This is a genomic window from Acidovorax sp. NCPPB 3576, from assembly GCF_028473605.1.
Taxonomy (GTDB): domain Bacteria; phylum Pseudomonadota; class Gammaproteobacteria; order Burkholderiales; family Burkholderiaceae_C; genus Paracidovorax.
On record NZ_CP097267.1, the window covers coordinates 5,058,286 to 5,079,023 of the forward strand.

A 20,738-nucleotide genomic window follows, 5' to 3' on the forward strand; every position below is an offset into this window, starting at 1 on the left:
GATTCCAAGCCAGTCCTGGCCTGCGGTCGTCGGCGGGCTCGCTGGCTTTCACATCCCGGGATCCGAGCGGCCAATCAGGCGTTCTTGCGCATGTTGGGGCCACCTTTGCACCCGTTTTCCCTCAATGCACTGCCTGCGCACGCACCTGTCCCCATTGCCCCAGCGTGCGCATGCGCACCAGGTTGTAGCCCGCCATCGTCAGCACGAACATCTGGTCCACGCGCTTGATTCCTCGCACCATCACCTGCCTCATGCCGCCCACGGTCTTGGCCCAGCCAAAGCCTTGCTCGATGAGCTTTCTCTTTTGTTGCGATACCGCGTAGCCTTCGCTTTGCGCAATGGCTTCGGGCACGGCCGAGTTTCTGCCTGACTTGTTCTGGGCCACGTGGGGCGTGACGTTCATGGCCTGGCACGCTTCAATGAATTCGCATGCGTCATAGCCTTTGTCTGCCCCCAGCGTGATGGTTCGCATGGGATCGGCCTGCGCCTGCCTGGCGTCGTTGATCATGGCCTTGGCTGCTTCCCGTTCTGCGTAGCCATCGGCCAGCGTGACTACCGCATTGGCCACCAGCCCGTGGCGGTTGTCGCTCAGGGTGTGCCCCATGTAGCGCAGTTCGCTGGCGGTATTGCCTTTGCGGTACAGCCGGGCATCGGCATCGGTTGTGGATTCGTGGGTGTCGTTGCTGCGCCGCTGGCCCTTGAAGTTGCCGCCATCGCTGTTGGCTTTGGCATCTGCACCATGGCCATCATCTGTGTTGTCACTATTGCCATCACGACCATCACCGCTCGCGTCATCGTCGCCTTTGCGCGCGAAGCTCTTGTGGCCCGCCCAGGCCTGGATGAGCGTGCCGTCCACACTGAAGTGCTCGCCCGAGAGCCAGTGCTTCTTGTCGGCGATCTTGAGCACTTCGTTGAAGAACTCGATCACGGCGTCGTGCTCGATCAGGCGCTCACGATTCTTGGTGAACACGCTGGGTACCCAGACCTCGTCGTCCATGGACAGGCCTATGAACCAGCGAAACAAGAGGTTGTACTGCACCTGCTCCATCAACTGGCGCTCCGAGCGCACGCTGTACAGCACTTGCAGCAGCATGGCGCGCAGCAGCTTCTCGGGGGCGATGCTGGGGCGCCCGCCTTTGATGTCTGCTTCGTACATGCGCGAGAACAGGGCATCCATCTTGGCCAAGGCTGCGTTGACCATCTTGCGGATGGGACGCAGGGGATGCGAGGCTGGGACAAAGTCGTCGAGCTTGCGAACGGAAAACAGGCTCTCGGTGAAGGTGTCGGCGCCGCGCATGGGGTCAGGCAATGGAGATGGGAGGGACTGGTGAGCTTACCGGGGTTGGGTTGCCGGGCTGGCTGAGCGGGGGTATTTCTTCAGCCTGCTAGGGCGTATTGCTATTTATTTAATAGCGCTACACTCCGAGGCGCCGGCTACAGCTGCACGCTCGCGGCGCCGATGCCGTCGAACGCCACTTCCACCGCATCGCCCAGGCGGGCGTTCAGCCGGCCGGCCCAGTTGCCGGTGCTGACCACGGTGCCGGCCGGCAGGGTGCCGAAGTGCTGCGTGGCATGGCGCAGCCACGCGGCCAGCAGCCACGCGGGGTCGCCCAGCGAATGCGTGCCCTGGCGCTCCACCGCGTCCTGGCCCGTGATGCGCACTGTGAAGCGCTGCTGCGCCCAGTCGGGCGGCGCGCCGGCATCGAACGCCACCCAGTCGCCCAGCACCAGGGCGCCGTGCGACTGCTGGTCGGCCAGCGTGAGCAGCCCGGCCACCGCGCCGTCCTGGGCCCAGCGCGTTTCCACGATCTCGATCGACACGGCCATCGCATCGATCAGGTGCGCGCCCTCGCCGTCGGCCAATGCGGCAGCGGTGTCCGCATCCACTTCCTGGCCCAGCCGCAGGGCGATTTCCGCCTCGATGCCGCGCTGCGCCAGCGGCCAGGCCTGCGCGTGGGCCGGGTGCGTCCACACGCCGGCCTCGGGCAGCGGCGCGTGGGTGAGCACGGTGGCCCGGTCCGCGCCGCCGGACTTCCAGTACCGGGGCACCCCGGTGGACCACCAGCCCAGCGCATGCGCCACGGCGTTCTGCACGGCGTAGGCGGCGCCGGCATCCGGCAGGGCCGCCGCCAGCGGCTGCGCGTCGGCGGGCACGGCGGTGGCGCGGGCCTGCAGCAGGGCCTGGGCGACCGCGGCAATCCCGGCGACCGGGGTGGAGGAATCGGCGGAATTCACGGCGGGGTCAACGGGCATGGCTGGGCTTTCTCGTTCAGGGGGCAGGGCCGGATTGTGCGGCCCGGCGTCCGGCTGGGCAGCCGGGGCCGGCCCGCGCGACACTAGGGCCTTCGTCACCCCCACCCGACCAGGACACGCCATGGCAGCCAAAGCCCCCGCCGCTCTTACGCCCAACGAGATCACCCAGCGCCTGACGCAGTGGCAGCCGTCGCCCGCCGGCGCGGACAAGGCCGGCAAGGCCCAGGACGGCGGCCGGGCCGGCGCCGTGGACCTGGCCCGCTTCGACCCCGCGGCCAAGCCCTTCTCGCAGGGCGACAAGGCCAGCGACAAGGCGCGGGTCGAGGCCCTGGCCCTCGAACTCGATACCCTGCAGGACCTGCTGTACGCCGACAAGCGCTACAAGCTCCTGGTGGTCCTGCAAGGCACCGACACCTCCGGCAAGGACGGCACGGTGCGCGGGGTGTTCGGCCGCATGAGCGCCCTGGGCGTGCACGCCGTGGGCTGGAAGGCCCCCACCGACACCGAACGCGCCCACGACTACCTCTGGCGCATCCACCAGCAGGTGCCCGGCGCGGGCGAGCTGACCGTGTTCAACCGCAGCCACTACGAAGACGTGCTGGTGCCCGTGGTGAACGGCTGGATCACGCCCGAGCAGCACCGTCAGCGGCTGGCGCACATCAACGATTTCGAGCGCCTGCTGGCCGAAACCGGCACCGTGGTGGTGAAGTTCATGCTGCACATCAGCCGGGACGAGCAGCGCAAGCGCCTGCAGGAGCGCCTGGACGACCCCGCCAAGCACTGGAAGTTCGACATGGGCGACATCGCCGCGCGCAAGCAGTGGGACGACTACCAGCGCGCCTACGCCACCCTGCTGGGCGCCACGCACACGCCGTGGGCCCCGTGGACCATCGTGCCGGCCGACTCCAAGACCCACCGCAACCTGATGATCGCCACCGTGCTGCGCGAGGTGCTGGGCCGGCTGGACCTGCGCTACCCCGACGGCGATCCCGCGCTGGCGGGCTTCAAGGTGGAGTGAGCCGGTTTTTGCGTGCAATCCATCGGCCGGCCCTTGAAAAAAGGCGCCGCGACCCATTGCCAAAGTTATGCATAAGGCGCATAAACCCGTAACACTCCGGCCTTGGACAGTTGCCGGGGGCAGGCATAAGCTCCGGCGTCTGAACTGATCTCCTTCAAGGAAACCCCCTCATGTCGAACACCAACGACAACCGCACCCAGCACCAGCTGCCTTCCTACCTCCAGGCCGACGACCTCGGCCCGTGGGGCAACTACCTGCGGCAGGTGGACCGCGTCACCCCTTACCTGGGCAGCCTGGCGCGTTGGGTGGAAACGCTCAAGCGCCCCAAGCGCATCCTGATCGTGGACGTGCCGATCGAGCTGGACAACGGCACCATCGCCCACTTCGAGGGCTACCGCGTTCAGCACAACCTGAGCCGCGGTCCCGGCAAGGGCGGCGTGCGCTTCCACCAGGACGTCACGCTGTCCGAAGTGATGGCCCTGTCGGCCTGGATGTCGGTCAAGAACGCGGCGGTGAACGTGCCCTACGGCGGTGCCAAGGGCGGCATCCGCGTCGATCCCAAGAAGCTGTCGCGCGGCGAGCTGGAGCGCCTGACGCGCCGCTACACCAGCGAGATCGGCCTGCTCATCGGCCCCTCCAAGGACATCCCCGCCCCTGACGTGAACACCAACGGCCAGGTCATGGCCTGGATGATGGACACGTACTCCATGAACACCGGCGCCACCGCCACCGGCGTGGTCACCGGCAAGCCCGTGGACCTGGGCGGCTCGCTCGGCCGCGTCGAGGCCACCGGCCGCGGCGTGTACACCGTGGGCGTGGAAGCCGCCAAGCTGACGGGCCTGCCGCTGGAAGGCGCGCGCATCGCGGTGCAGGGCTTCGGCAACGTGGGCGGCATCGCCGGCAAGCTGTTCGCCGAAGCGGGCGCCAAGGTCGTGGCCGTGCAGGACCACACCGGCACCATCTTCCACCAGGGTGGCCTGGACGTGCCCGCCCTGCTGGAGCACGTCAAGAAGACGGGCGGCGTGGGCGGCTTCGCCGGCGCTGAAAACATGGCCAAGGAAGACTTCTGGGGCGTGGACTGCGAGATCCTCATCCCCGCCGCGCTGGAAGGCCAGATCACCAAGGACAACGCCGGCCAGATCAAGGCCAAGCTCGTGATCGAGGGCGCCAACGGCCCCACGACCACCGAGGCCGACGACATCCTGCACGACAAGGGCGTGCTGGTGCTGCCCGACGTGATCGCCAACGCCGGCGGCGTGACGGTGAGCTACTTCGAATGGGTGCAGGATTTCTCCAGCTTCTTCTGGAGCGAAGACGAGATCAACGCCCGCCTCGTGCGCATCATGCAAGAGGCCTTCGCCGGCATCTGGCACGTGGCGCAAGAACACAAAGTGAGCCTGCGCACGGCCACCTTCATCGTGGCGTGCCAGCGCATCCTGCACGCCCGCGAAATGCGCGGTCTGTACCCCTGACCCGCCCTTGCCCGCGGAGGGTCCGCCCGGCCTACCCGGCCGGCGCCCTTCCCTGGAATGGACCGCCAGCGCCCCACCGGGCCTGGCGGTTTTTTTATGCCCGTACGCCGGTCAGGGCGGCGGGCCGGAGCCCTGCGGCGCATCGCCCGCCGGTCGCGCCGCACCGGCCTCGAACACCCGCAGCGCCACGCAAAAGGGCTGCACGCAGGGCGCCCGGCCCGCATAGGGGCAGCCCGCCGTATCGCACGCCTCGCCCTGCCCGCTGCGCCCGGCCTCGTCGTCCTCGGGGCGCCAGCCGCTGGCCTGCAGCGCGGCCATCTGCAGCCAGGGGTCGGAGCGCTGCAGGGCCAGCATGTCGCGCCCATAGACCACGGCCGCCGCCTGGGCAAGCGGTGCAAAGTCCAGCGCCAGCAGCGCGCTGGTGCGGCTGGCCGCCGCGCCCTCGCCCGACTGCAGCACCAGCGCGAACAGCCCCGACTGCAGTGCCTGCGGGCGGCCAGCGAACACGAGCGGCGGCGAGGCTTCGCCGGGCACCGCCGGGCCGGCCCCTGCCGACGCTGGCGCCCCGCCTGCCGCGGCCGCCGACGGCTGTTGCTGCTGCAGCCACGCCGCCGGCACCCGCAGCGTGAGGGCATAGCCGCGCGGGCCATCGGCCGTTTCCACCACGCCCTGGCGCGCCAGCCAGGTCTGCAGGGGCGGCAGATCGTCCGCGGCGCCCTGCGCCAGGGCCGCGGGCCACGGCTGCGCCACGGCGACCTGCTGGGGCCGTCCCGTGGGCGCCGTGAGTTGCTGCAGCAGCGCGCCGAGCATCTGGCGCAGCGGGGCGCCGACGCCGCTGGTGGGCCAGGGCAGGCCCTGCACGGGGGCCGCACCGGAATTCGATGCGAGTGCCGGCGCACCCGAAAGCCCAGCGGCCGGGGCTGCCGTGGCGGGAGCGCCCGGCCCCGGAACGGCCACGCGGCCGGCGGATGCCGAGCCCGCCGGCCCGGTCGCCGCGCCCTCCAGGCTCTGGCGGGCCTGCGGAGAAATGCTGACGCGGTCGGCCGGCGCGGGCAGGGGCGGGCGCTGCGCCGTGGGGGGCAGGGGCAACGCGCCGGGCACCGGGGTGCCGCCATCGGCACCGCCCGCAGCGGGCACCCCCGAGGCATCGACGCCGAGCAGGGTGTTCTGCCGCTGCAGCGCCGCTTCGGCCAGCACGCGCGCCACCGGGGCGAGCGGAGCGCGGGGCGGATCGATGGAGGCGGACATGGCGTGGGGCGGGGTCAGGGTTGGGGGGTCGGTCGGCGGTGGGGCGGTGGGGCGGTGGGGCGGTGGGGCGGTGGGGCGGTGGGGCGGTGGGGCGATGCTTCGCGGAACTGTGCACCGATTCTGGCGGTTAGCCAACCCGCCGCCACCGCGCAGGTTGGTATAACGGAACGCATCCCCGCACCGGATCGTTCGCCCGCACTCGGAAGCCGCCGCGACAGCCCGGATCCATGCCATCCCCGGCCACCCGCTTGACCCATGCCCTCCTTGCCCCCCGACCTTGACGCCCTGCAGTTGCGCCCCCTCACCCCCGACGACGCCGCGCCGTTCGCCGCCCTGCGACTGCGCGGGCTTCGCGAATGCCCGCAGGCCTTCTCGTCCAGCTACGAGGAAGAGGCCGCCACGCCCCTGGCCGACTTCGAACGCCGCCTGCAGCCCGAGCCCGGCCGGGCCGTGCTGGGCGCGTTCGATGGCGGCACGCTCGTCGCCACCGTGGGCATCAAGCGCGAAGACATGCGCCAGCTCTCGCACAAGGCGTTCCTCTGGGGCATGTACGTGGCGCCCGAAGCGCGGCGCCGGTCCGTGGGGCGGCGCCTGCTGCGCCATGCCCTGGAATACGCCGCCGAGCCGCTGGGCGTGCGCCAGGTCAACCTGGGGGTGACCGCGTCGAACACGGCGGCGGTGGCGCTGTACCGGGCGCTGGGCTTCGTGGCATACGGCGTCGAGCGGGAGTACCTTTGCGTCGATGGCCAATACCACGACGAAACCCTGATGGCGTGCCGGCTGCGCCGCGGCTGACACGGGCGCTGCACGGACACACGCCGCGGCGATTCGCCGGCACCGTGGGTTCAGGGCCCGCCTTGCGCGTCACACCGAGCGGGCCGGCGCCCGGGCGGCGTCGGCTTTCCGGCTTTTCTTCAGCGTCTTCGCGTGCGCCGCGCTGGCCCCCGCCAACTCCTGCGGGCTCAGGCCGAGGGCGGGGTTGTCCGCCAGCATGTCCACCGCCAGGTCGATGAAGGCGCGCACCCGCGCCGGCTGGGCCGCGCGGCTGCCGTAATACACATACAGGCCCAGGTGGTGCGGGACCACATCGGTCAGCACCGGCACCAATTGGCCGCTGCGCACCAGCGGCGCGGCGGTGGTGCCCACCAACTGGCCGATCGCGTGGCCGCCCAGCACGGCGCGCGCCTCCAGCTCGATGTCGTTGACGCAGAACGCCGGCGCGATGGCATGGGCCACGATCTCGTCGCCCACACGAAACTCCCACGGCATGGGCTTGCCCGTGGCGGGATGGCGAAAACCGCTGCAGCGGTGCCCGGCCAGGTCTTCGATGCGCTGCGGCACACCATGGCGCGCCAGGTATTGCGGCGTGGCGCACACCACCAGTTGCAGCGCCATGAGGCGCCGCGCGACGACCCCGCCCTCGGGCGGGTAGCCGGAGCGAAAGCCCACATCCACCCGGTCCTCCACCCAGTTGCCGATGCGGTCGTCCAGCTGCACGTCGGGCTCCACTTGGGGATAGCGGCGGCAGAACGCGTCCACCACGGGCCAGATGACCTCCAGCATCATCGAACGCGGCGCGGTGATGCGCAGCGGCCCAGCGATCTCCTCGCGCCCGCGCCGCGCGCCATGCACCGCCCGCTGCAGGGTGGCAAGCCCCGGCTGCGCAGCCTCGAGAAACCGGCGGCCCTCCTCCGTCAGGCTGAGGCTGCGCGTGGTGCGGTGGAACAGCCGCACGCCCAGGTGCGCCTCCAGCTGTGCCAGCGCGAGGCTGGCCGCCTGCGGCGTGACGCCCTGCGCCGAGGCGGCCTGGCGCAGGCTGCCGAGTTCGGCGGCTTTCGCGAAGGTGGCGATTGCCCGCAGTTCGTTGATGGCCATGGCATTTTCCCCGTCGATTGGCAAGCATTGCTTGCGTATGAAGCGATCGATTATGGGCTAGTGCAATGGCAATGGCGTGCCTAAAGTTCCCTCCATGGCAGCCGGATCGCCCGGCCAGCCTGACCGCACAGCCCCCCATCGACCCCGAGGACCTTTCCATGACCGCCACCGCTTCCATTGCCCCTTCCATTGCCGCTTCCACGGCGTCTTCCACTTCCGCCGCGTCTTCTTCCCATCCCCGCGTCTGGCTGATCACCGGCGCCTCGCGTGGCATTGGCGCCCGCATCGCAGAGGCCGCGCTGGCCCGGGGCGATGCGGTGGTGGCCACCTCGCGCAGCGCGCAGTCCGTCAGCGAACGGCTGGGCCCCCACGACGGCCTGCTGGCCGTGGCCCTGGACTGGCCCTGGACGTGACCGACGAGGCGCAGGCCCGCCAGGCGGTGGGCGCCGCGCTGGAGCGCTTCGGCCGGATCGACGTGCTGGTAAACAACGCGGGCTACGGCCTGCTGGGCGCGGTGGAAGAGGCCACCGCCGACGAGGTGCGCAGCCTCTACGAAACCAACGTGTTCGGCTTGCTGAACGTGACCCGTGCCGTGCTGCCCACCCTGCGCGCGCAACGCGCCGGCCACGTGATCAACATCTCGTCGCTGGGTGGGGTGCAGTCGAGCGCGGGCTTCGGCGTGTATTGCTCGACCAAGTTCGCGGTCGAAGGCCTGACCGAAGCCCTGCACGCCGAACTGGCGCCGCTGGGCATCCACGCCACGGTGGTGGAGCCGGGCTACTTTCGCACCGAATTCCTCGACACGGCGTCGCTGGCGGTGTCGCCCCGCACCGTGGACGACTACGCCGCCAGCGCCGGCGCCGTGCGCGAGGCGGCGCGCCGCATCCACCGGAACCAGCCCGGCGACCCCGTGCGCCTGGCCCAGGCCATCCTGCAACTGGTGGACAGCCCCGCGCCGCCCCTGCGCCTGCCGCTGGGCACCGACACGCTGCAGACCATCGCCGACAAGCACGCGTTCGTACAGGCCGAAACCGAACAATGGCGCGCGCTGGCCGCGTCCACGGATTTTCCGAAGGACGGGGCGGCATGACCTCGCAGGCGCTGTCAAGGCGGGCAACTGCACGCCGGGCAGGGCTCGCTGATTGCTATTTATTTGATAGCAATACGCCCTAGATGAATATGCGGCGGATGCCGATTTGACTCCTATTTCTGTCCCTACCCCTGCACCGCCCACCACGCCGGCAGCAGGCGCTGCACCTCGGCCCGCGCGAAGCGGTCGTCGATGAGATGCACCACGCCCTCGTCGCTCGGCGAGCGGATCACGCGGCCGGCAGCCTGCCCCACCTTCTGCAGGCCGGGGGGCGTAGGGGACGTCTCAAAACCGGGATTCCAGCCACTCAGCGCTCTTATAAATCAAAGAATTACGACGCTCAAACTTGCAGATTTAACGTTTTGAAAGGCTCCCTAGCGATTTTTGAAAAGCGTGCAAGGCCATATCGCGCCCGATCATTCTCACGAAATGGTCAAGACCGCCGCTTAATTCTCAGTTTTATTCAAATATTAAAATATTTATCCACTCAACCACGCAAAAATAAGCAATATTAATCCCTTGAATTAATATTTATTATAAATCCACCGTTTCTGCCGTTACCATTTTTCACAGCAAATCGATGGCAATATTCACAGGTCGTAATAACGCGACGCAAGCAAGAAAGGTTCAATAGCATGAAGAAAATTCAAATCGAATCGCCACTCAAATGCCAATCCAATGATGCATACCGAGATCACGCGATCAAAAAGTAGATAGCCATTAAGGCTTGAGGCGAACCTACGGGTTCGCCTTTTTATTTTTTGCGTTATAGGAGGGAGTCATAACATGAAGTGGTTGCAACCATCTCATTTTCTAAAAATAGAAAGCGGAAAACTGATCTTCTGGGACTATGAAAAACATCAACAATTTGAATTGTCAATCGAACATCTTCAACGCTTAATTGAATTTTCAAAAGGCACGCAGCCACAAAAAACGCCCATAGACAAAGAAATCTCTGAAGCAGAAGTGTTAGTTAATTCTGAGCCTCACAAAAAATGGGCTTGGGACTGGCTATCCCATATTTTTCACTATGGCACTCAGCATCCACTGCCCCCTGACTCCGATGCATCAACAGAAAAATCCGATGAATATGCAGCCTCTTATCTGGAGTTCTGTGCATCTATTCGTCACTCGATGCCTGAAGTAGAAATCATAAAAGGCGGTAAAAGAATACCTTTGCCCGATTTTGACTCGGAAGAATTAGAAAATACAAGCTTATGGTCATCTTTGTCCAGCAGGCGCACCTGCAGAGATTTCGATGGGAAACCAGTTCCGATAAAAAAGATCGCAACCTTGCTCTACTGCGCTTTCGCCGAAGTTAACACCAAAACAGATCTGCCAGATTTATCGGTCTATGGCTACAAGCGAACCTCTCCCTCAGCAGGTGGCCTGCAATCCACTGAGCCATATTTATGGGCCATAAATATTGAGGGCCTTGCCCCGGGCATATATCACTATCTTTCGCAAAGACATGAACTGGAGTACATCGACGAGCTACCAAAAAAAAGCTTGGGCGCCTATTTATGCAATCAAAACTGGGCCAATGAAATGGCATTTGCCATCGTCATGACCTCCCGATTCGACAAAATGTGGTGGAAATATCCGCATTCGCGCGCCTACCGCCCGATGCTGATGGAAATAGGTCATTTTTCTCAAACACTTAATTTGGGAATCACCGCTCTAGGATTGAAGCCTTGGCTCACTGGTTATTTCCACGATAGAGAACTGGGGGAGGCCTTGGCTTGCTCGCCAGAGATAGAACATCCTATTTTGGTAGTAGGGGGAGGAACGGGAAGCGGAAATAGTGTGGACACGGCGACTCAGAAAATAATAAAGAAGGAGAGATAAAAAATGACTGCCAGCGACCTATGCATATTGGGGATCAAAACAGGGCACGATGGCTCAGTCGCGCTGATCCAAAATGGTGAACTGATATTTTCATTGGAATCCGAAAAAGACAATGGCCGCCGATACAGCGAGTTGATGGGCGATACTTTGCTAAAAATAATGTCGATGGGAAAAGCACTTCCTAACGTATTGGCCTACGGTGGATGGAGTGATGGCGCTGATCCAGAAGGGTCCGCCATTGAATCAGGATATACGGACACCAACGGTGTGATATCCAGACCGATGCAAATATGGGGTGAGAAAGCCACCTATTTCAGTTCAAGCCACGCTCGCTCACATTTAATGTGCGGCTACGGGCTATCCCCTTGGGAGCAGGGACGGGCATGCTACGTTCTGCTTTGGGAAGGCTACTTGGGCGCCTGGTACTTCATCAATGAAAAAGTCGAGATTAAAAAGATCTGCGATGTCATGACATATCCTGGGGTTAGATATGCATTTCTTTTCGGGCTAGCCGATCCTGATTTCAATCTGAAGCCTGGCTCAGTGAGACTCAGCGATGCAGGAAAACTGATGGCAATTGCCTCCTACGCTACGTCCGGGGACACGGACGAAGACGGAAAACAAGTCATCCGCCAAATTCTGTCGAGCGGCAATATCAAAGATATTATTAATAAAAATTCACTTAAAACAAGCAAATATTACAACTGCGGAGTAATGAACCCTGAGTTCGCAAACTTAGCGAAGACCATGTCAGACTCGATATATTCAAGATTCGAGGATTGTGCAAAATCTTTGATCCACCAATACGGCAGGCATCCATTAATTATTGTAGGCGGATGCGGATTGAACTGCGAATGGAACTCAAAATGGTCAGAAAGCCATCTATTCGAAGATGTTTTTATTCCTCCCTGTGCAAATGACAGCGGATCAGCAATCGGAACAGCGATTGACGCTCAATACTTTTTAACCGGCCATGCAAAACTAAAATGGAAAGTTTATTCAGGAGATTTACCGAATGAAGACACGAACGACTTTTCAGATTGGGACGTACAATCTTATTCCGCAAAGGAGGTAGCAAAATTTCTGGCCGAAGGGCTGATATTAGGATGGATGCGAGGTCAGTATGAAATGGGTCCAAGAGCACTGGGCGCACGATCCATCCTCGCATCCCCTTTAACTTCAGAGATGCTGAAAAAATTGAACGAAATAAAAAGAAGAGAAAATTACCGGCCAATTGCACCAATATGCTTAGATACAGAAATGGAGGAGCTTTTTGGATCAAGCCTCCCCAGTCCATATATGCTGCTCTTCAAAACGGTTAATTCCCGGAAGATTCCAGCAGTCACCCACGTCGACAACTCGGCCAGGCCCCAGTCGGTTTCCCAAGAGGGCAACCCTGAACTATTCCAACTGCTTGTAGAATTCAAGAAAAATACCGGGGTAGGCGCCTTATGCAACACTTCGCTGAATTTCAATGGCAGTGGCTTTCTGAATCGCTTAAGTGACTTAATGAAATTCTCGATAGAACACGGGTTAGATGGTTTTGTTTTCGAGGATCGTGTTTTCATGAAAAAGACGATTAAACACCAACATGGAAAAATATAAAAAAACCAATTTTTTGTCCATGCTGTGCATTCAGACACTTGCGGGCTTTTCCTCTTGGATAGATATTTTTCTGATATTTTCCGTTCCCGCATTTATTTGGAAATCATCTCCGTCTGAAATTGCTTTAGTAGCTGCTCTTTATGGTTTACCCAGTTTAGTCATAGGCCCTATTTTTGGAGCTTTTCTTGACCGAAATGATCCGCGGAAATTAATGCTACTGGGGGCGTTTTTACGCACCTTGCTAACTATTCTTATTGCATTTTCTTCATCATACGAAATATTTGCCATTCTCGTATTCCTGAAGGGCTTGGCCAATCTCATATATTGGCCATCAAGCACCATTTTCACAAACCAAGCAATTCAGAAGGGTTTGAGAGTCAGCTATTTTTCAACTTTAAGTGCACTTGACCAATTCGCTAAAGTCGTTACACCTATGTTGGCAGGCATTCTGGCGCTGAAGTTTCCGTCGCAGTTAATTTTCCTCGTCTCTGCTGCCTTAACAGGGTGCTGTTTCTTTCTTGTACTTAATTTCGCTCATGACTTGGATCTTCAAGGGAAGAAAGATGTTCGCGACGTAAAAAGCCTTATCGCCAATCTCATTGAAGGATTCAGATCGTTCAGCAAACTCCCTAACGCTTTACTGATGAGCATGAGCATGACGATCGGAATTTCGTTGAGCTTAGCCATCTATGATCCCCATTTGGCGTCTTTCATCAGTTCAAAAGGATTTGATGCAACTATTTTCTCAATAGTTGTGTCATCTACCGCTGCCGGTGCCATCGCGGCTGCTATAGCAGTGCGCTTGTTATTTAAAGACAAAACCGCCGGATTTCTAATGCGCTCTGGAGTTGTCATCTTCAATGTGGCAATATTTTCCTCCGCATCAATTATTGCCATTGCACCTATTTATCTAAATAAAGCAACATTCATCTGCCTGTGGTTTATCAACGGATTTGGTTATGAACTATTTACGATCGGCGCAAGTGTGAATATCCAAAATCTTTGTCCACAACATCTGCTGGGTCGCGTAAGCACGTCATTGAGGAGTGCATCAACTGCTGCCATCGTATTAGCCCCCTCTTTTGGAGCATTGCTTATTGCAGAAGGTGGACGCTCAATGCCATTCATTGCGTCGGCGGTTCTGTCTTTGCTGATATTAGGAATGGCGCTTCTTTGGCGAAAAGCTTCGACAGATGTGATTAGTGAATCCAATGTATGAGTGTTTTCCGCCTGACTCCTTGCGCCAAAGAACTTGCAGCCTGAGCCCCGGCTCAAATGAACTGACTAGCGTCAAATTCAAAATTTAAGCCAATACGGGGAAACCGGGACGGTAAAGGCCCCACTCATATTGCTATCAATTAAATAGCAATGCGCGCTAGATGAATATGCGGTGGAGCCCGATTTGACACCTACCCCTCCACCGCCCACCAAGCCGGCAGCAGCCGCTGCACCTCGGCCCGCGCGAAGCGGTCGTCGATGAGATGCACCACACCTTCGTCGCTGGGCGAACGGATCACGCGGCCGGCGGCCTGCACCACCTTCTGCAGGCCCGGGTAGAGGTAGGTGTAGTCGTAGCCCGCGCCGAACAGGGCATGCATGCGCTGGCGGATCTGCTCGTTCACCGGGTTCATCTGCGGCAGCCCGAGGGTGGACAGGAACGCGCCGATCAGGCGCCGCCCCGGCAGGTCGATGCCCTCGGAGAACGCGCCGCCCAGCACGGCGAAGCCGATGCCCTCGCCGCCCTCGGTGAAGCGCGCGAGAAAGTCGCGCTGCCCGGCCTCCTGCATGCGGCGCGACTGCAGCCAGTGCGGCACTTGCGGGTGGCGCAGCGCGAACGCCTCGGCCACCTGCTGCAGGTATTCGTAGCTGCTGAAGAACGCCAGGTAGTTGCCCGGCCGCTCGCCGAACTGCCGGGCCATCAGGTCGGCGATCGGCACGAGCGAGGCGGCCCGGTCCGGGTAGCGCGTGGAGATGTGCCGGGCCACGGCCACGCGCAGTTGCGCGGCCTGAAAGGGCGAGGCCACGTCCACGCCGGCATGGCCGGTCGGCAGGCCGAGCAGGTCGGTGTAGTAGCGGGCCGGCTGCAGCGTGGCGGAAAACAGCGTGCTGGTGTGCGCCGCCGCGAAGCGCGGCGCCAGGAACGGCGCCGGCACCACGTTGCGCAGGCAGACCACCGAGCTGCCGGGCACGCCGCCGGGGGCGCGGGTGACGTCCACCATCGAATGCGTGTCCAGGCACTCGGCCAGCCGCTGGGTGTGCAGCAGCTCCAGGTAGAAGGCCTGCAGGGCCGGGTCCATCTGCTCGGGGTGCTCCGCGAAATGGTCGGCCAGGGCGCTGCTGCATTGCTGCAGGGCGGCCAGCAGCGCGGCCGGGAAGGCCTCGTGCACGGCGTAGGCCTCAGGCTGCGCCTTGTCCAGCGCCACCCAGGCGCGGCGCACCTTGTCGAGCGCCTTCTTCACCGCCGGCACGCGGGCGGCGGTGTCCGAATGCCGCGCCTGGTAGAGCGAATCGGGCAGCAGCTCGGCCGTGTACATGCGGCGGCCGCGCTCCACGAGGTTGTGCGCCTCGTCCACCAGCACCGCCACGCGCCACTGGTTGGCCTGCGCCAGGCCGTGCAGCAGCGCGCCGGCATCGAAGTAGTAGTGGTAGTCGCCCACGACCACGTCGGCCCAGCGGGCGAGCTCCTGGCCCAGGTAGTAGGGGCACACCCCGTGGGCCAGGGCGGCATCGCGCACGTGGGCCTGGTCCAGCAGGGGCCGGTCGCCGCCGCCCGGGGGCGCCAGCGCCGCCGCGCGCGCGGCCGGCAGGCGGTCGTAGAAGCCCCGGGCCAGCGGGCACGACTCGCCGTGGCAGGCCTGCCCGGGATGCTCGCAGGCCTTGTCGCGCGCGATCAGCTCCAGCACGCGCAGCGGCAGGCGGCCGGCAGGCGCCGGGGCCTGGGCGCCATCGCCCCCCGGCGCAGCGGCCGGGTCCGCCAGCGGCTGCGCCGCGGCGATGCGGGCCAGCGCATCCAGCGCCACCTGCCGGCCCGAGGTCTTGGCGGTGAGGAAGAACACCTTGTCCAGCCGCTCGCCGGGCGCCGCCTTGAGCAGCGGGAACAGCGTGCCCACCGTCTTGCCGATGCCGGTGGGCGCCTGCGCCAGCAGGCAGCGTCCGGCAGTGGCGCTGCGGTACACGGCCTCGGCCAGGGGCCGCTGCCCGGTGCGAAAGCCTCCGAACGGAAACACCGCCGCGCGCAGCGCCGCATCGCGCGTGGCGCGGTGGGCCGCCTCCTGCTCGGCCCAGCCGAGAAAGCGCTCGCACTGCGCCTCGAAGTGGGCGCGCAGGGCGTCGGCCGTGCAGGGCTCGACCAGCACCGTCTCCTGCTGGCTGCCGATGTCGAAGTACACCAGGGCCACGTCAATCCGCGCGAGCTGCCGCGCCTGGCACAGCAGCCACCCATAGACCTTGGCCTGCGCCCAGTGCAGCGCGCGGTGCGACGCGGGCTGCCGGTCCAGCCGGCCCTTGAACGTCTTGACCTCGTCCAGCCGGCCCGCGGCGGGATCGAACCCGTCGGCCCGGCCCCGCACATGCAGGTGGCGGTGGTGGCCCTCCAGCGTGACCTCGCTCTCGTAGCCGGGGCCTGCGTCCATGCCCCGCCCGGCCATGCGCCGCTGGGCCACGGTGGCGTGGCCGGCGATGCCTTCGAGCGCGGTGGGCGCGGGGGTGAAGCGCAGGTCCAGATCGCCCTGCTTGGCCGTGAACTCGCACAGCTCGCGCACGGCCACGGTGTACATCAGGCCGCGCCCTCGCAGGGGTTCGGCGCCGGGCCAGGCAGGGGCATGTCGTCCGCCAGGCCGGCTGGGCCGGCCAGCCCCTCGCCCAGCAGCCCCTGCGCCGGCTCGCCCTCGCTGCGCAGCGGCGTGGCCTTGCACAGCGCCATCCACACGGCGAACGGCAGGCTGCAGCGCGCGTGGCGGGCGGGGCGCAGCAGCTCGAACCGGCCGTGGTCGATCTCGCCGTGCAGCACCCACACGCCGAACTGCTCGGGAATCTCCTCGGGCGCGGCCACGCCGGCCGGGAACACGTAGTAGCACTCCTCGCACAGCCACTGGTAGGCCTGCCGCTTGGCGCCGTGCCGCAGGTCGGACAGCAGGTCGGCGCGGCTGGCCTTCACCTCGTGCACCATGGGCTGCAGGTAGGCGGGCACGGTGGTGTTGCGCACCGAAAACAGATCGGGCCGCGCCATGCGCCAGACCTGGGGGGCGGCACGGGCCGGGGGCGCATCGGCCTCGTCGGCCCAGAGCCGCCCCGGTGCCGCAGCACGGCCCGCCACCGGCGCTGCGGCGGGCCCTTCGGCGACCAGGGCCACCTCCGGGGGCGCCGGCTCGATGGCGGCGCGCAGCGACAGCTCGCGCCAGACGATGCGGCCGGCGCCCAGCAGGTGTTCGGCAAAGCGCTGGGCCAGCCGGTCGTGCGCGCTCAGGGCCCGCAGGCCGCGCTGGCGGGCCTCGGCCAGCCACTGGATGCCCGCGTCCGTCAGGCGCAGCACCGCGTGGCCCTCGGGCGCGGTGTGCAGCGCGACCATGCGTGCGGCCAGCAGGTCGATCTCCAGCGCGTCCTGGCAGGGCCAGCCGGCCGAACGCCAGATATGCATCAGGCGGGTGCGGTGGGAACGGGTGAGCGTGGGCTCGGGCATGGTTGGGGGAGGGGGGTTGGGGGCTGGAGCGCAGCGTGAGGCGCCCGAAGGCACTGATTATAAAAACAGTGCCTCCGCCATGCCATGCGCTTGTGTCCCACACCCACGCCGCACGGGGTGTTACGCCGCCAGTCCAGGCGCCGGTGTACCTTGGCGGCTTCGCATTCCTTCCGGTTGTCCTCACAAGCCACGCATGCCCTCTACCGCCTTCGCACGCTTGCGCCCCATCGCCCTGGCCTGGGCCGCAGGGGCGGCACTGACCCTGCCGCCGCCCGCGCTCGCCACGCCGCCCGAGCCCTCGCCCCCGGCGACAACCCCTGCGCCGCCCTGGGCCAAGGCCCTGCAGCGCGAGCTGGACCGCGTCGCCGCGCACAGCAGCGCGGCCTTCGGCGTGCACGTGCGCGACCTGGACACGGGACAGGCGTTTTCCTTTCACGGCGACGAGCGCTGGTACCTGGCCTCGTCCATCAAGGTGCCGGTGGCCATCGCCGTGCTGCGCGGCGTGGAGCGCGGCGACTACACGCTGGACACGCCGCTCACCCTGCGCGCCACCGATTACGTGGACGGCGCCGGGCCCGCCAAGAACCAGCCGGTGGGCGCGGCGCTGAGCCTGCGCTGGCTGCTGGAGCAGATGATCGTGTACAGCGACAACACCGCCAGCGACATGCTGATCGACCTCGTCGGCCTGCGCGAGGTGAACGCGCTGGTGCAGTCGGTGGTGCCCGGCGGCTTCGAGCGCATCACGCACCTGGCGGACGTGCGCCGCCAGGCCTACGCCCAGCTCACGCCCGAGGCCGTGCACCTGTCGGGGCGCGACTTCATCGCGCTGCACCAGCAGCGCACCGATGCCGATGTGAAGGCCACCCTCGCCCGCCTGCTGCGGCTGCCGGCCGATGGCCTGCGGCCGCTGTCGGTGGGCGAGGCCTACGAGGCCTACTACGCCAGCGGGCTCAACTCCGGGCGGCTCGATTCGTACGCCGAACTGCTGGCGCAGCTGGTGGAAGGCAAGCTCCTGGAGCCGCGCCACACGGCCTACCTGCTGGGCGTCATGGAGCGCGTGAAGACGGGCCCGAACCGCATCAAGGCCGGACTACCCAGCCGTGCGCGCTTCGCCCACAAGACCGGCACGCAGCGCGCACGAACATGCGACTCGGGCCTCGTGACGGTGCCGCGCCTGCCGAAAGACAAGCGCATCATCGTGGTGGCCTGCACGCGCGGCGAACTGTCCACGGCCCGGTCCGACCGCACGCTCCGGCAGGTCGGCATTGCCCTCTGCCAGTCGGGCCTGTTGTCGGATGGAAAACCCCATGAAACTCCCTGCCAAACCGTGCCGAGCCGCGCCGCGGCCCCTTCCGGCACCGCGGGCCCGGCGGGCCACCCTGGCCCTGCTGGTCCTGACGCTGGCGTGGACGGCGACCCGCCCTGACACCGCCCACGCCGCGCCCGCCTGGGCCGACGCGCTGCGCCAGCAGGTGGACCGCATCGAGCAGGCCACGCCCGGCCAGCTGGGCCTGTATGTGAAGCGGCTGGACAACGGCGAGACCTTCGCGCATGCGGCCGACCGGCCCTGGTACCTGGCCTCGTCGGTCAAGCTGCCGGTGGCGATCGCCGTGCTGCAGGAGGCCGAGGCCGGCCGCCTGCGCCTGAACCAGGAACTGGTGCTGCAGGCGCGCGACAAGGTCGATGGCTCGGGCGCCGTGGTGTGGCAGCCCGAAGGCACGCGCCACAGCGTGCAGTCGCTGCTCCAGCGCATGCTGATGGAGAGCGACAACACGGCCGCCAACATGCTCATCCGCGCCGTGGGCGAAGACGCACTGAACCAGCGCGCGCAAGCCCTGCTGGGCGGCCGCGGCGTGGGCCGCATCACCGACTTCACCGAGGTGCGCTACCGGGTCTATGCCGAGGCCCACCCCGACGCGCGCCGGCTCTCCAACATGGACCTGGTGCGCATCGCAGGCGCCCCCGTGGGCCCCAGGCGCCTGCAGGCGCTGGCCCGCACGCTCGGCGTGGCGCCCTCCGCGCTGCGCGTGCAGACCCTGGACGAGGCCTATGACCGCTACTACCGCCAGAACACCAACACCGCCACGCTGGAGGGCTATGGCGCCATGCTGGAAAAGCTGGTGCGCGGCCAGCTCGTTTCGCCGGCGCACCAGCAGCTGCTCTACAAGGACCTGAAGTTCGACACCTACGACGCCTACCGCCTGGAGGCCGGCCTGCCGCGCACCGTGCGGTTCATCCACAAGACCGGCACGCAGCTGCACCGGGCCTGCCACATGGGCGTGATCGACCCGCAGGACAACGGCCGCAACGCCATCGTGGTGGCCGCCTGCGCCGAGGGACTGGACGAAATGAAAGAGGCCGGCAAGGCCTTCGAACAGGTGGGCCGCGCGATCACGCAGACGATGCTGCAGGACCGGATACCGGGCAAAGGGCGCGGCCTGCCGGGCGAGCCCCAAGGGGCATCAGGCAATAGCGCCAAGGGCTTGGGCCGCCTGTAGCCGAGCAGCCGCGCTCCATCGCTCGCCGCAATCCGCCGCAATCGCGTGGCAGGCAGCGAAGCCATCGTTGTTGCGATCAAACGGCTCTCGATGCAATGGCTCACGGGCTGGAAAATGAACGCGGCGCCAAGCGGCTGAGCGGGTGCTGTCGTGCTTGAAAGCCTGCTTGGCACGACTCCAGACGCGCCCTCTCGGCAGTGGCCTGTGCGGGTTCCGCCGCGAGAGCGATCAGCGCGTAGCGGTGCGGCACCAGGCCTTTGCCGGGCCAGGTATCCACGACGCCGTATCCCGCAAAACACGCAGAAGCGGCGCGCGCGGCACGGGCCGCACGAACGGTGCGGTACGAACCTGCAACCACCGCTTGCACTGCGGGAGCAAATGGTTCCTCGGAAAACTCCTGCCGCTTGGCACTCCATGCGAGCCGGTGGACAGACACCTTGTCGGCCGCATCGCCATCGGGAGAAAAGAACACAGCAAAGTGCGCGGGCGCGTGGCCTGGCGAAACCGTGACGTGGGAAACATAAGGGCCCTGCGGTTCGCTGCGCGACCATGCCATCTTCAACGTCCCATGAGATGCCACGTACAGCGCGTGGCGGCGCTTGGGGTGCTCGAACCCTGCCGTCTGCGTGACCAGCAAGGCGCGCGCACCGAAGGGCTTGCCGGGGTCCAGAGGCACGGCGCTGGCCGACACGGTGATCGTGCTTTCCGCCTCGCCAGTGACCCAGACCCGGGGCGCGGCGTTGGATGCCAGAAAAGGCCCGGCCCTCGACTGCAGAGCGGCCAACGGGTGCGCGGGCGCCGCGGAGGCCCGCCATCCCAGCACCGCAACGCCAGCGCGGCCTGCAACCCAGGCTGCATCTGCCACCTCGGCCCCGGACCACAGGCGAACCTCGAAAGGACAAGGCGCATCGTTGCAAGGGGAGAGGGAAAGTTCGTAGCCCTGCCGCACCGCTGCCCCTGGCTGGCCATTCACCGAAAAAGACTCCAGCACCTGCCGAGACGGAACGTCCTTCGCGGATGCCGCGCCCGATCCCCATGCCGCCAGCAAAACGCACGCCAGCATCCAAGCCGCATGGGCTGCCGACAGAGGGCCAGGTGACAGGCAGGCCATGCGCAGCAGCGATGGGCGGGAAACCACAGGCATCGTCAGGAA

15 protein-coding genes and 2 pseudogenes are annotated in these 20,738 nt (G+C 65.1%); 9 read left to right on the plus strand and 8 right to left on the minus strand.

Annotated elements, in window-relative coordinates:
- Positions 1 to 121 precede the first annotated feature (121 nt).
- Positions 122 to 1,297 (minus strand): IS5 family transposase, encoded by a 1,176-nt coding sequence (locus M5C98_RS23060; protein WP_272548362.1) that lies wholly within the window; start codon positions 1,295 to 1,297, stop codon positions 122 to 124.
- A gap of 137 nt (positions 1,298 to 1,434) precedes the next feature.
- The gene (locus M5C98_RS23065; protein WP_272549836.1) at positions 1,435 to 2,253 is read right to left on the minus strand and encodes a fumarylacetoacetate hydrolase family protein; all 819 of its coding nucleotides are present in this window, start codon (positions 2,251 to 2,253) and stop codon (positions 1,435 to 1,437) included.
- 121 nt (positions 2,254 to 2,374) lie between these two features.
- Between M5C98_RS23065 and M5C98_RS23070 the strand changes: the two genes are divergently transcribed.
- On the plus strand, positions 2,375 to 3,271 hold the full coding sequence (locus tag M5C98_RS23070; protein ID WP_272549837.1) for a PPK2 family polyphosphate kinase: 897 nt from the start codon (positions 2,375 to 2,377) through the stop codon (positions 3,269 to 3,271).
- A 170-nt stretch (positions 3,272 to 3,441) separates the two neighbouring features.
- The gene (locus M5C98_RS23075; RefSeq protein ID WP_272549838.1) at positions 3,442 to 4,743 is read left to right on the plus strand and encodes a Glu/Leu/Phe/Val family dehydrogenase; all 1,302 of its coding nucleotides are present in this window, start codon (positions 3,442 to 3,444) and stop codon (positions 4,741 to 4,743) included.
- 111 nt (positions 4,744 to 4,854) lie between these two features.
- Here M5C98_RS23075 and M5C98_RS23080 read toward each other — a convergent pair whose 3' ends face one another.
- Complete coding sequence (locus M5C98_RS23080; protein ID WP_272549839.1) at positions 4,855 to 5,991, minus strand: hypothetical protein; 1,137 nt, start codon at positions 5,989 to 5,991, stop codon at positions 4,855 to 4,857.
- Positions 5,992 to 6,246: 255 nt separating this feature from the next.
- Between M5C98_RS23080 and M5C98_RS23085 the strand changes: the two genes are divergently transcribed.
- Entirely contained in the window at positions 6,247 to 6,786 is a 540-nt protein-coding gene (locus M5C98_RS23085) for a GNAT family N-acetyltransferase (RefSeq protein ID WP_272549840.1), read from the plus strand.
- Between the two features lie 69 nt (positions 6,787 to 6,855).
- On the opposite strand, the gene M5C98_RS23090 is transcribed toward M5C98_RS23085, so the two are convergent.
- Positions 6,856 to 7,866: a LysR family transcriptional regulator gene (locus tag M5C98_RS23090; RefSeq protein WP_272549842.1), complete on the minus strand. Its 1,011-nt coding sequence runs from the start codon at positions 7,864 to 7,866 to the stop codon at positions 6,856 to 6,858.
- Between the two features lie 158 nt (positions 7,867 to 8,024).
- On the opposite strand from M5C98_RS23090, the pseudogene M5C98_RS23095 reads away from it, so the two are divergent.
- Positions 8,025 to 8,956, plus strand: a pseudogene (locus M5C98_RS23095) (oxidoreductase).
- A 125-nt stretch (positions 8,957 to 9,081) separates the two neighbouring features.
- On the opposite strand, the pseudogene M5C98_RS23100 reads toward M5C98_RS23095, so the two are convergent.
- Positions 9,082 to 9,228, minus strand: a pseudogene (locus M5C98_RS23100) (helicase C-terminal domain-containing protein); the annotation flags it as partial.
- A gap of 514 nt (positions 9,229 to 9,742) precedes the next feature.
- Here M5C98_RS23100 and M5C98_RS23105 point away from each other — a divergent pair.
- From M5C98_RS23105 to M5C98_RS23115, 3 genes are read left to right on the plus strand one after another with little or no spacing between them, the layout of a single operon-like run.
- Positions 9,743 to 10,804 (plus strand): SagB/ThcOx family dehydrogenase, encoded by a 1,062-nt coding sequence (locus M5C98_RS23105; RefSeq protein ID WP_272549845.1) that lies wholly within the window; start codon positions 9,743 to 9,745, stop codon positions 10,802 to 10,804.
- Between the two features lie 3 nt (positions 10,805 to 10,807).
- The gene (locus tag M5C98_RS23110) at positions 10,808 to 12,409 is read left to right on the plus strand and encodes a carbamoyltransferase C-terminal domain-containing protein (RefSeq protein WP_272549847.1); all 1,602 of its coding nucleotides are present in this window, start codon (positions 10,808 to 10,810) and stop codon (positions 12,407 to 12,409) included.
- Complete coding sequence (locus M5C98_RS23115; protein ID WP_272549848.1) at positions 12,396 to 13,628, plus strand: MFS transporter; 1,233 nt, start codon at positions 12,396 to 12,398, stop codon at positions 13,626 to 13,628. Before M5C98_RS23110 ends, M5C98_RS23115 begins: the two co-directional genes overlap by 14 nt.
- A 190-nt stretch (positions 13,629 to 13,818) precedes the next feature.
- Here the strand turns inward: M5C98_RS23115 and M5C98_RS23120 are convergent, their stop codons facing one another.
- Entirely contained in the window at positions 13,819 to 16,185 is a 2,367-nt protein-coding gene (locus M5C98_RS23120; RefSeq protein WP_272549849.1) for an ATP-dependent DNA helicase, read from the minus strand.
- Positions 16,185 to 17,087, minus strand: coding sequence for a hypothetical protein (locus tag M5C98_RS23125; protein WP_272549850.1), 903 nt, complete (start codon positions 17,085 to 17,087; stop codon positions 16,185 to 16,187). Before M5C98_RS23125 ends, M5C98_RS23120 begins: the two co-directional genes overlap by 1 nt.
- A gap of 193 nt (positions 17,088 to 17,280) precedes the next feature.
- Between M5C98_RS23125 and M5C98_RS23130 the strand changes: the two genes are divergently transcribed.
- Entirely contained in the window at positions 17,281 to 18,513 is a 1,233-nt protein-coding gene (locus M5C98_RS23130; RefSeq protein ID WP_272549852.1) for a serine hydrolase, read from the plus strand.
- Entirely contained in the window at positions 18,395 to 19,585 is a 1,191-nt protein-coding gene (locus M5C98_RS23135; RefSeq protein WP_272549853.1) for a serine hydrolase, read from the plus strand. The genes M5C98_RS23130 and M5C98_RS23135 overlap by 119 nt, the downstream gene beginning before the upstream one ends.
- Positions 19,586 to 19,685: 100 nt before the next feature.
- Here the strand turns inward: M5C98_RS23135 and M5C98_RS23140 are convergent, their stop codons facing one another.
- Positions 19,686 to 20,729: a hypothetical protein gene (locus M5C98_RS23140; RefSeq protein WP_272549854.1), complete on the minus strand. Its 1,044-nt coding sequence runs from the start codon at positions 20,727 to 20,729 to the stop codon at positions 19,686 to 19,688.
- Positions 20,730 to 20,738: the final 9 nt, after the last annotated feature.

Bases quoted from the DNA above. Each gene is read 5' to 3' on its own strand.
- M5C98_RS23060 (WP_272548362.1), bottom strand. From the start codon at position 1,297: ATGCGCGGCGCCGACACCTTCACCGAGAGCCTGTTTTCCGTTCGCAAG.
- M5C98_RS23065 (WP_272549836.1), bottom strand. From the start codon at position 2,253: ATGCCCGTTGACCCCGCCGTGAATTCCGCCGATTCCTCCACCCCGGTC.
- M5C98_RS23070 (WP_272549837.1), top strand. From the start codon at position 2,375: ATGGCAGCCAAAGCCCCCGCCGCTCTTACGCCCAACGAGATCACCCAG.
- M5C98_RS23075 (WP_272549838.1), top strand. From the start codon at position 3,442: ATGTCGAACACCAACGACAACCGCACCCAGCACCAGCTGCCTTCCTAC.
- M5C98_RS23080 (WP_272549839.1), bottom strand. From the start codon at position 5,991: ATGTCCGCCTCCATCGATCCGCCCCGCGCTCCGCTCGCCCCGGTGGCG.
- M5C98_RS23085 (WP_272549840.1), top strand. From the start codon at position 6,247: ATGCCCTCCTTGCCCCCCGACCTTGACGCCCTGCAGTTGCGCCCCCTC.
- M5C98_RS23090 (WP_272549842.1), bottom strand. From the start codon at position 7,866: ATGGCCATCAACGAACTGCGGGCAATCGCCACCTTCGCGAAAGCCGCC.
- M5C98_RS23105 (WP_272549845.1), top strand. From the start codon at position 9,743: ATGAAGTGGTTGCAACCATCTCATTTTCTAAAAATAGAAAGCGGAAAA.
- M5C98_RS23110 (WP_272549847.1), top strand. From the start codon at position 10,808: ATGACTGCCAGCGACCTATGCATATTGGGGATCAAAACAGGGCACGAT.
- M5C98_RS23115 (WP_272549848.1), top strand. From the start codon at position 12,396: ATGGAAAAATATAAAAAAACCAATTTTTTGTCCATGCTGTGCATTCAG.
- M5C98_RS23120 (WP_272549849.1), bottom strand. From the start codon at position 16,185: ATGTACACCGTGGCCGTGCGCGAGCTGTGCGAGTTCACGGCCAAGCAG.
- M5C98_RS23125 (WP_272549850.1), bottom strand. From the start codon at position 17,087: ATGCCCGAGCCCACGCTCACCCGTTCCCACCGCACCCGCCTGATGCAT.
- M5C98_RS23130 (WP_272549852.1), top strand. From the start codon at position 17,281: ATGCCCTCTACCGCCTTCGCACGCTTGCGCCCCATCGCCCTGGCCTGG.
- M5C98_RS23135 (WP_272549853.1), top strand. From the start codon at position 18,395: ATGAAACTCCCTGCCAAACCGTGCCGAGCCGCGCCGCGGCCCCTTCCG.
- M5C98_RS23140 (WP_272549854.1), bottom strand. From the start codon at position 20,729: ATGCCTGTGGTTTCCCGCCCATCGCTGCTGCGCATGGCCTGCCTGTCA.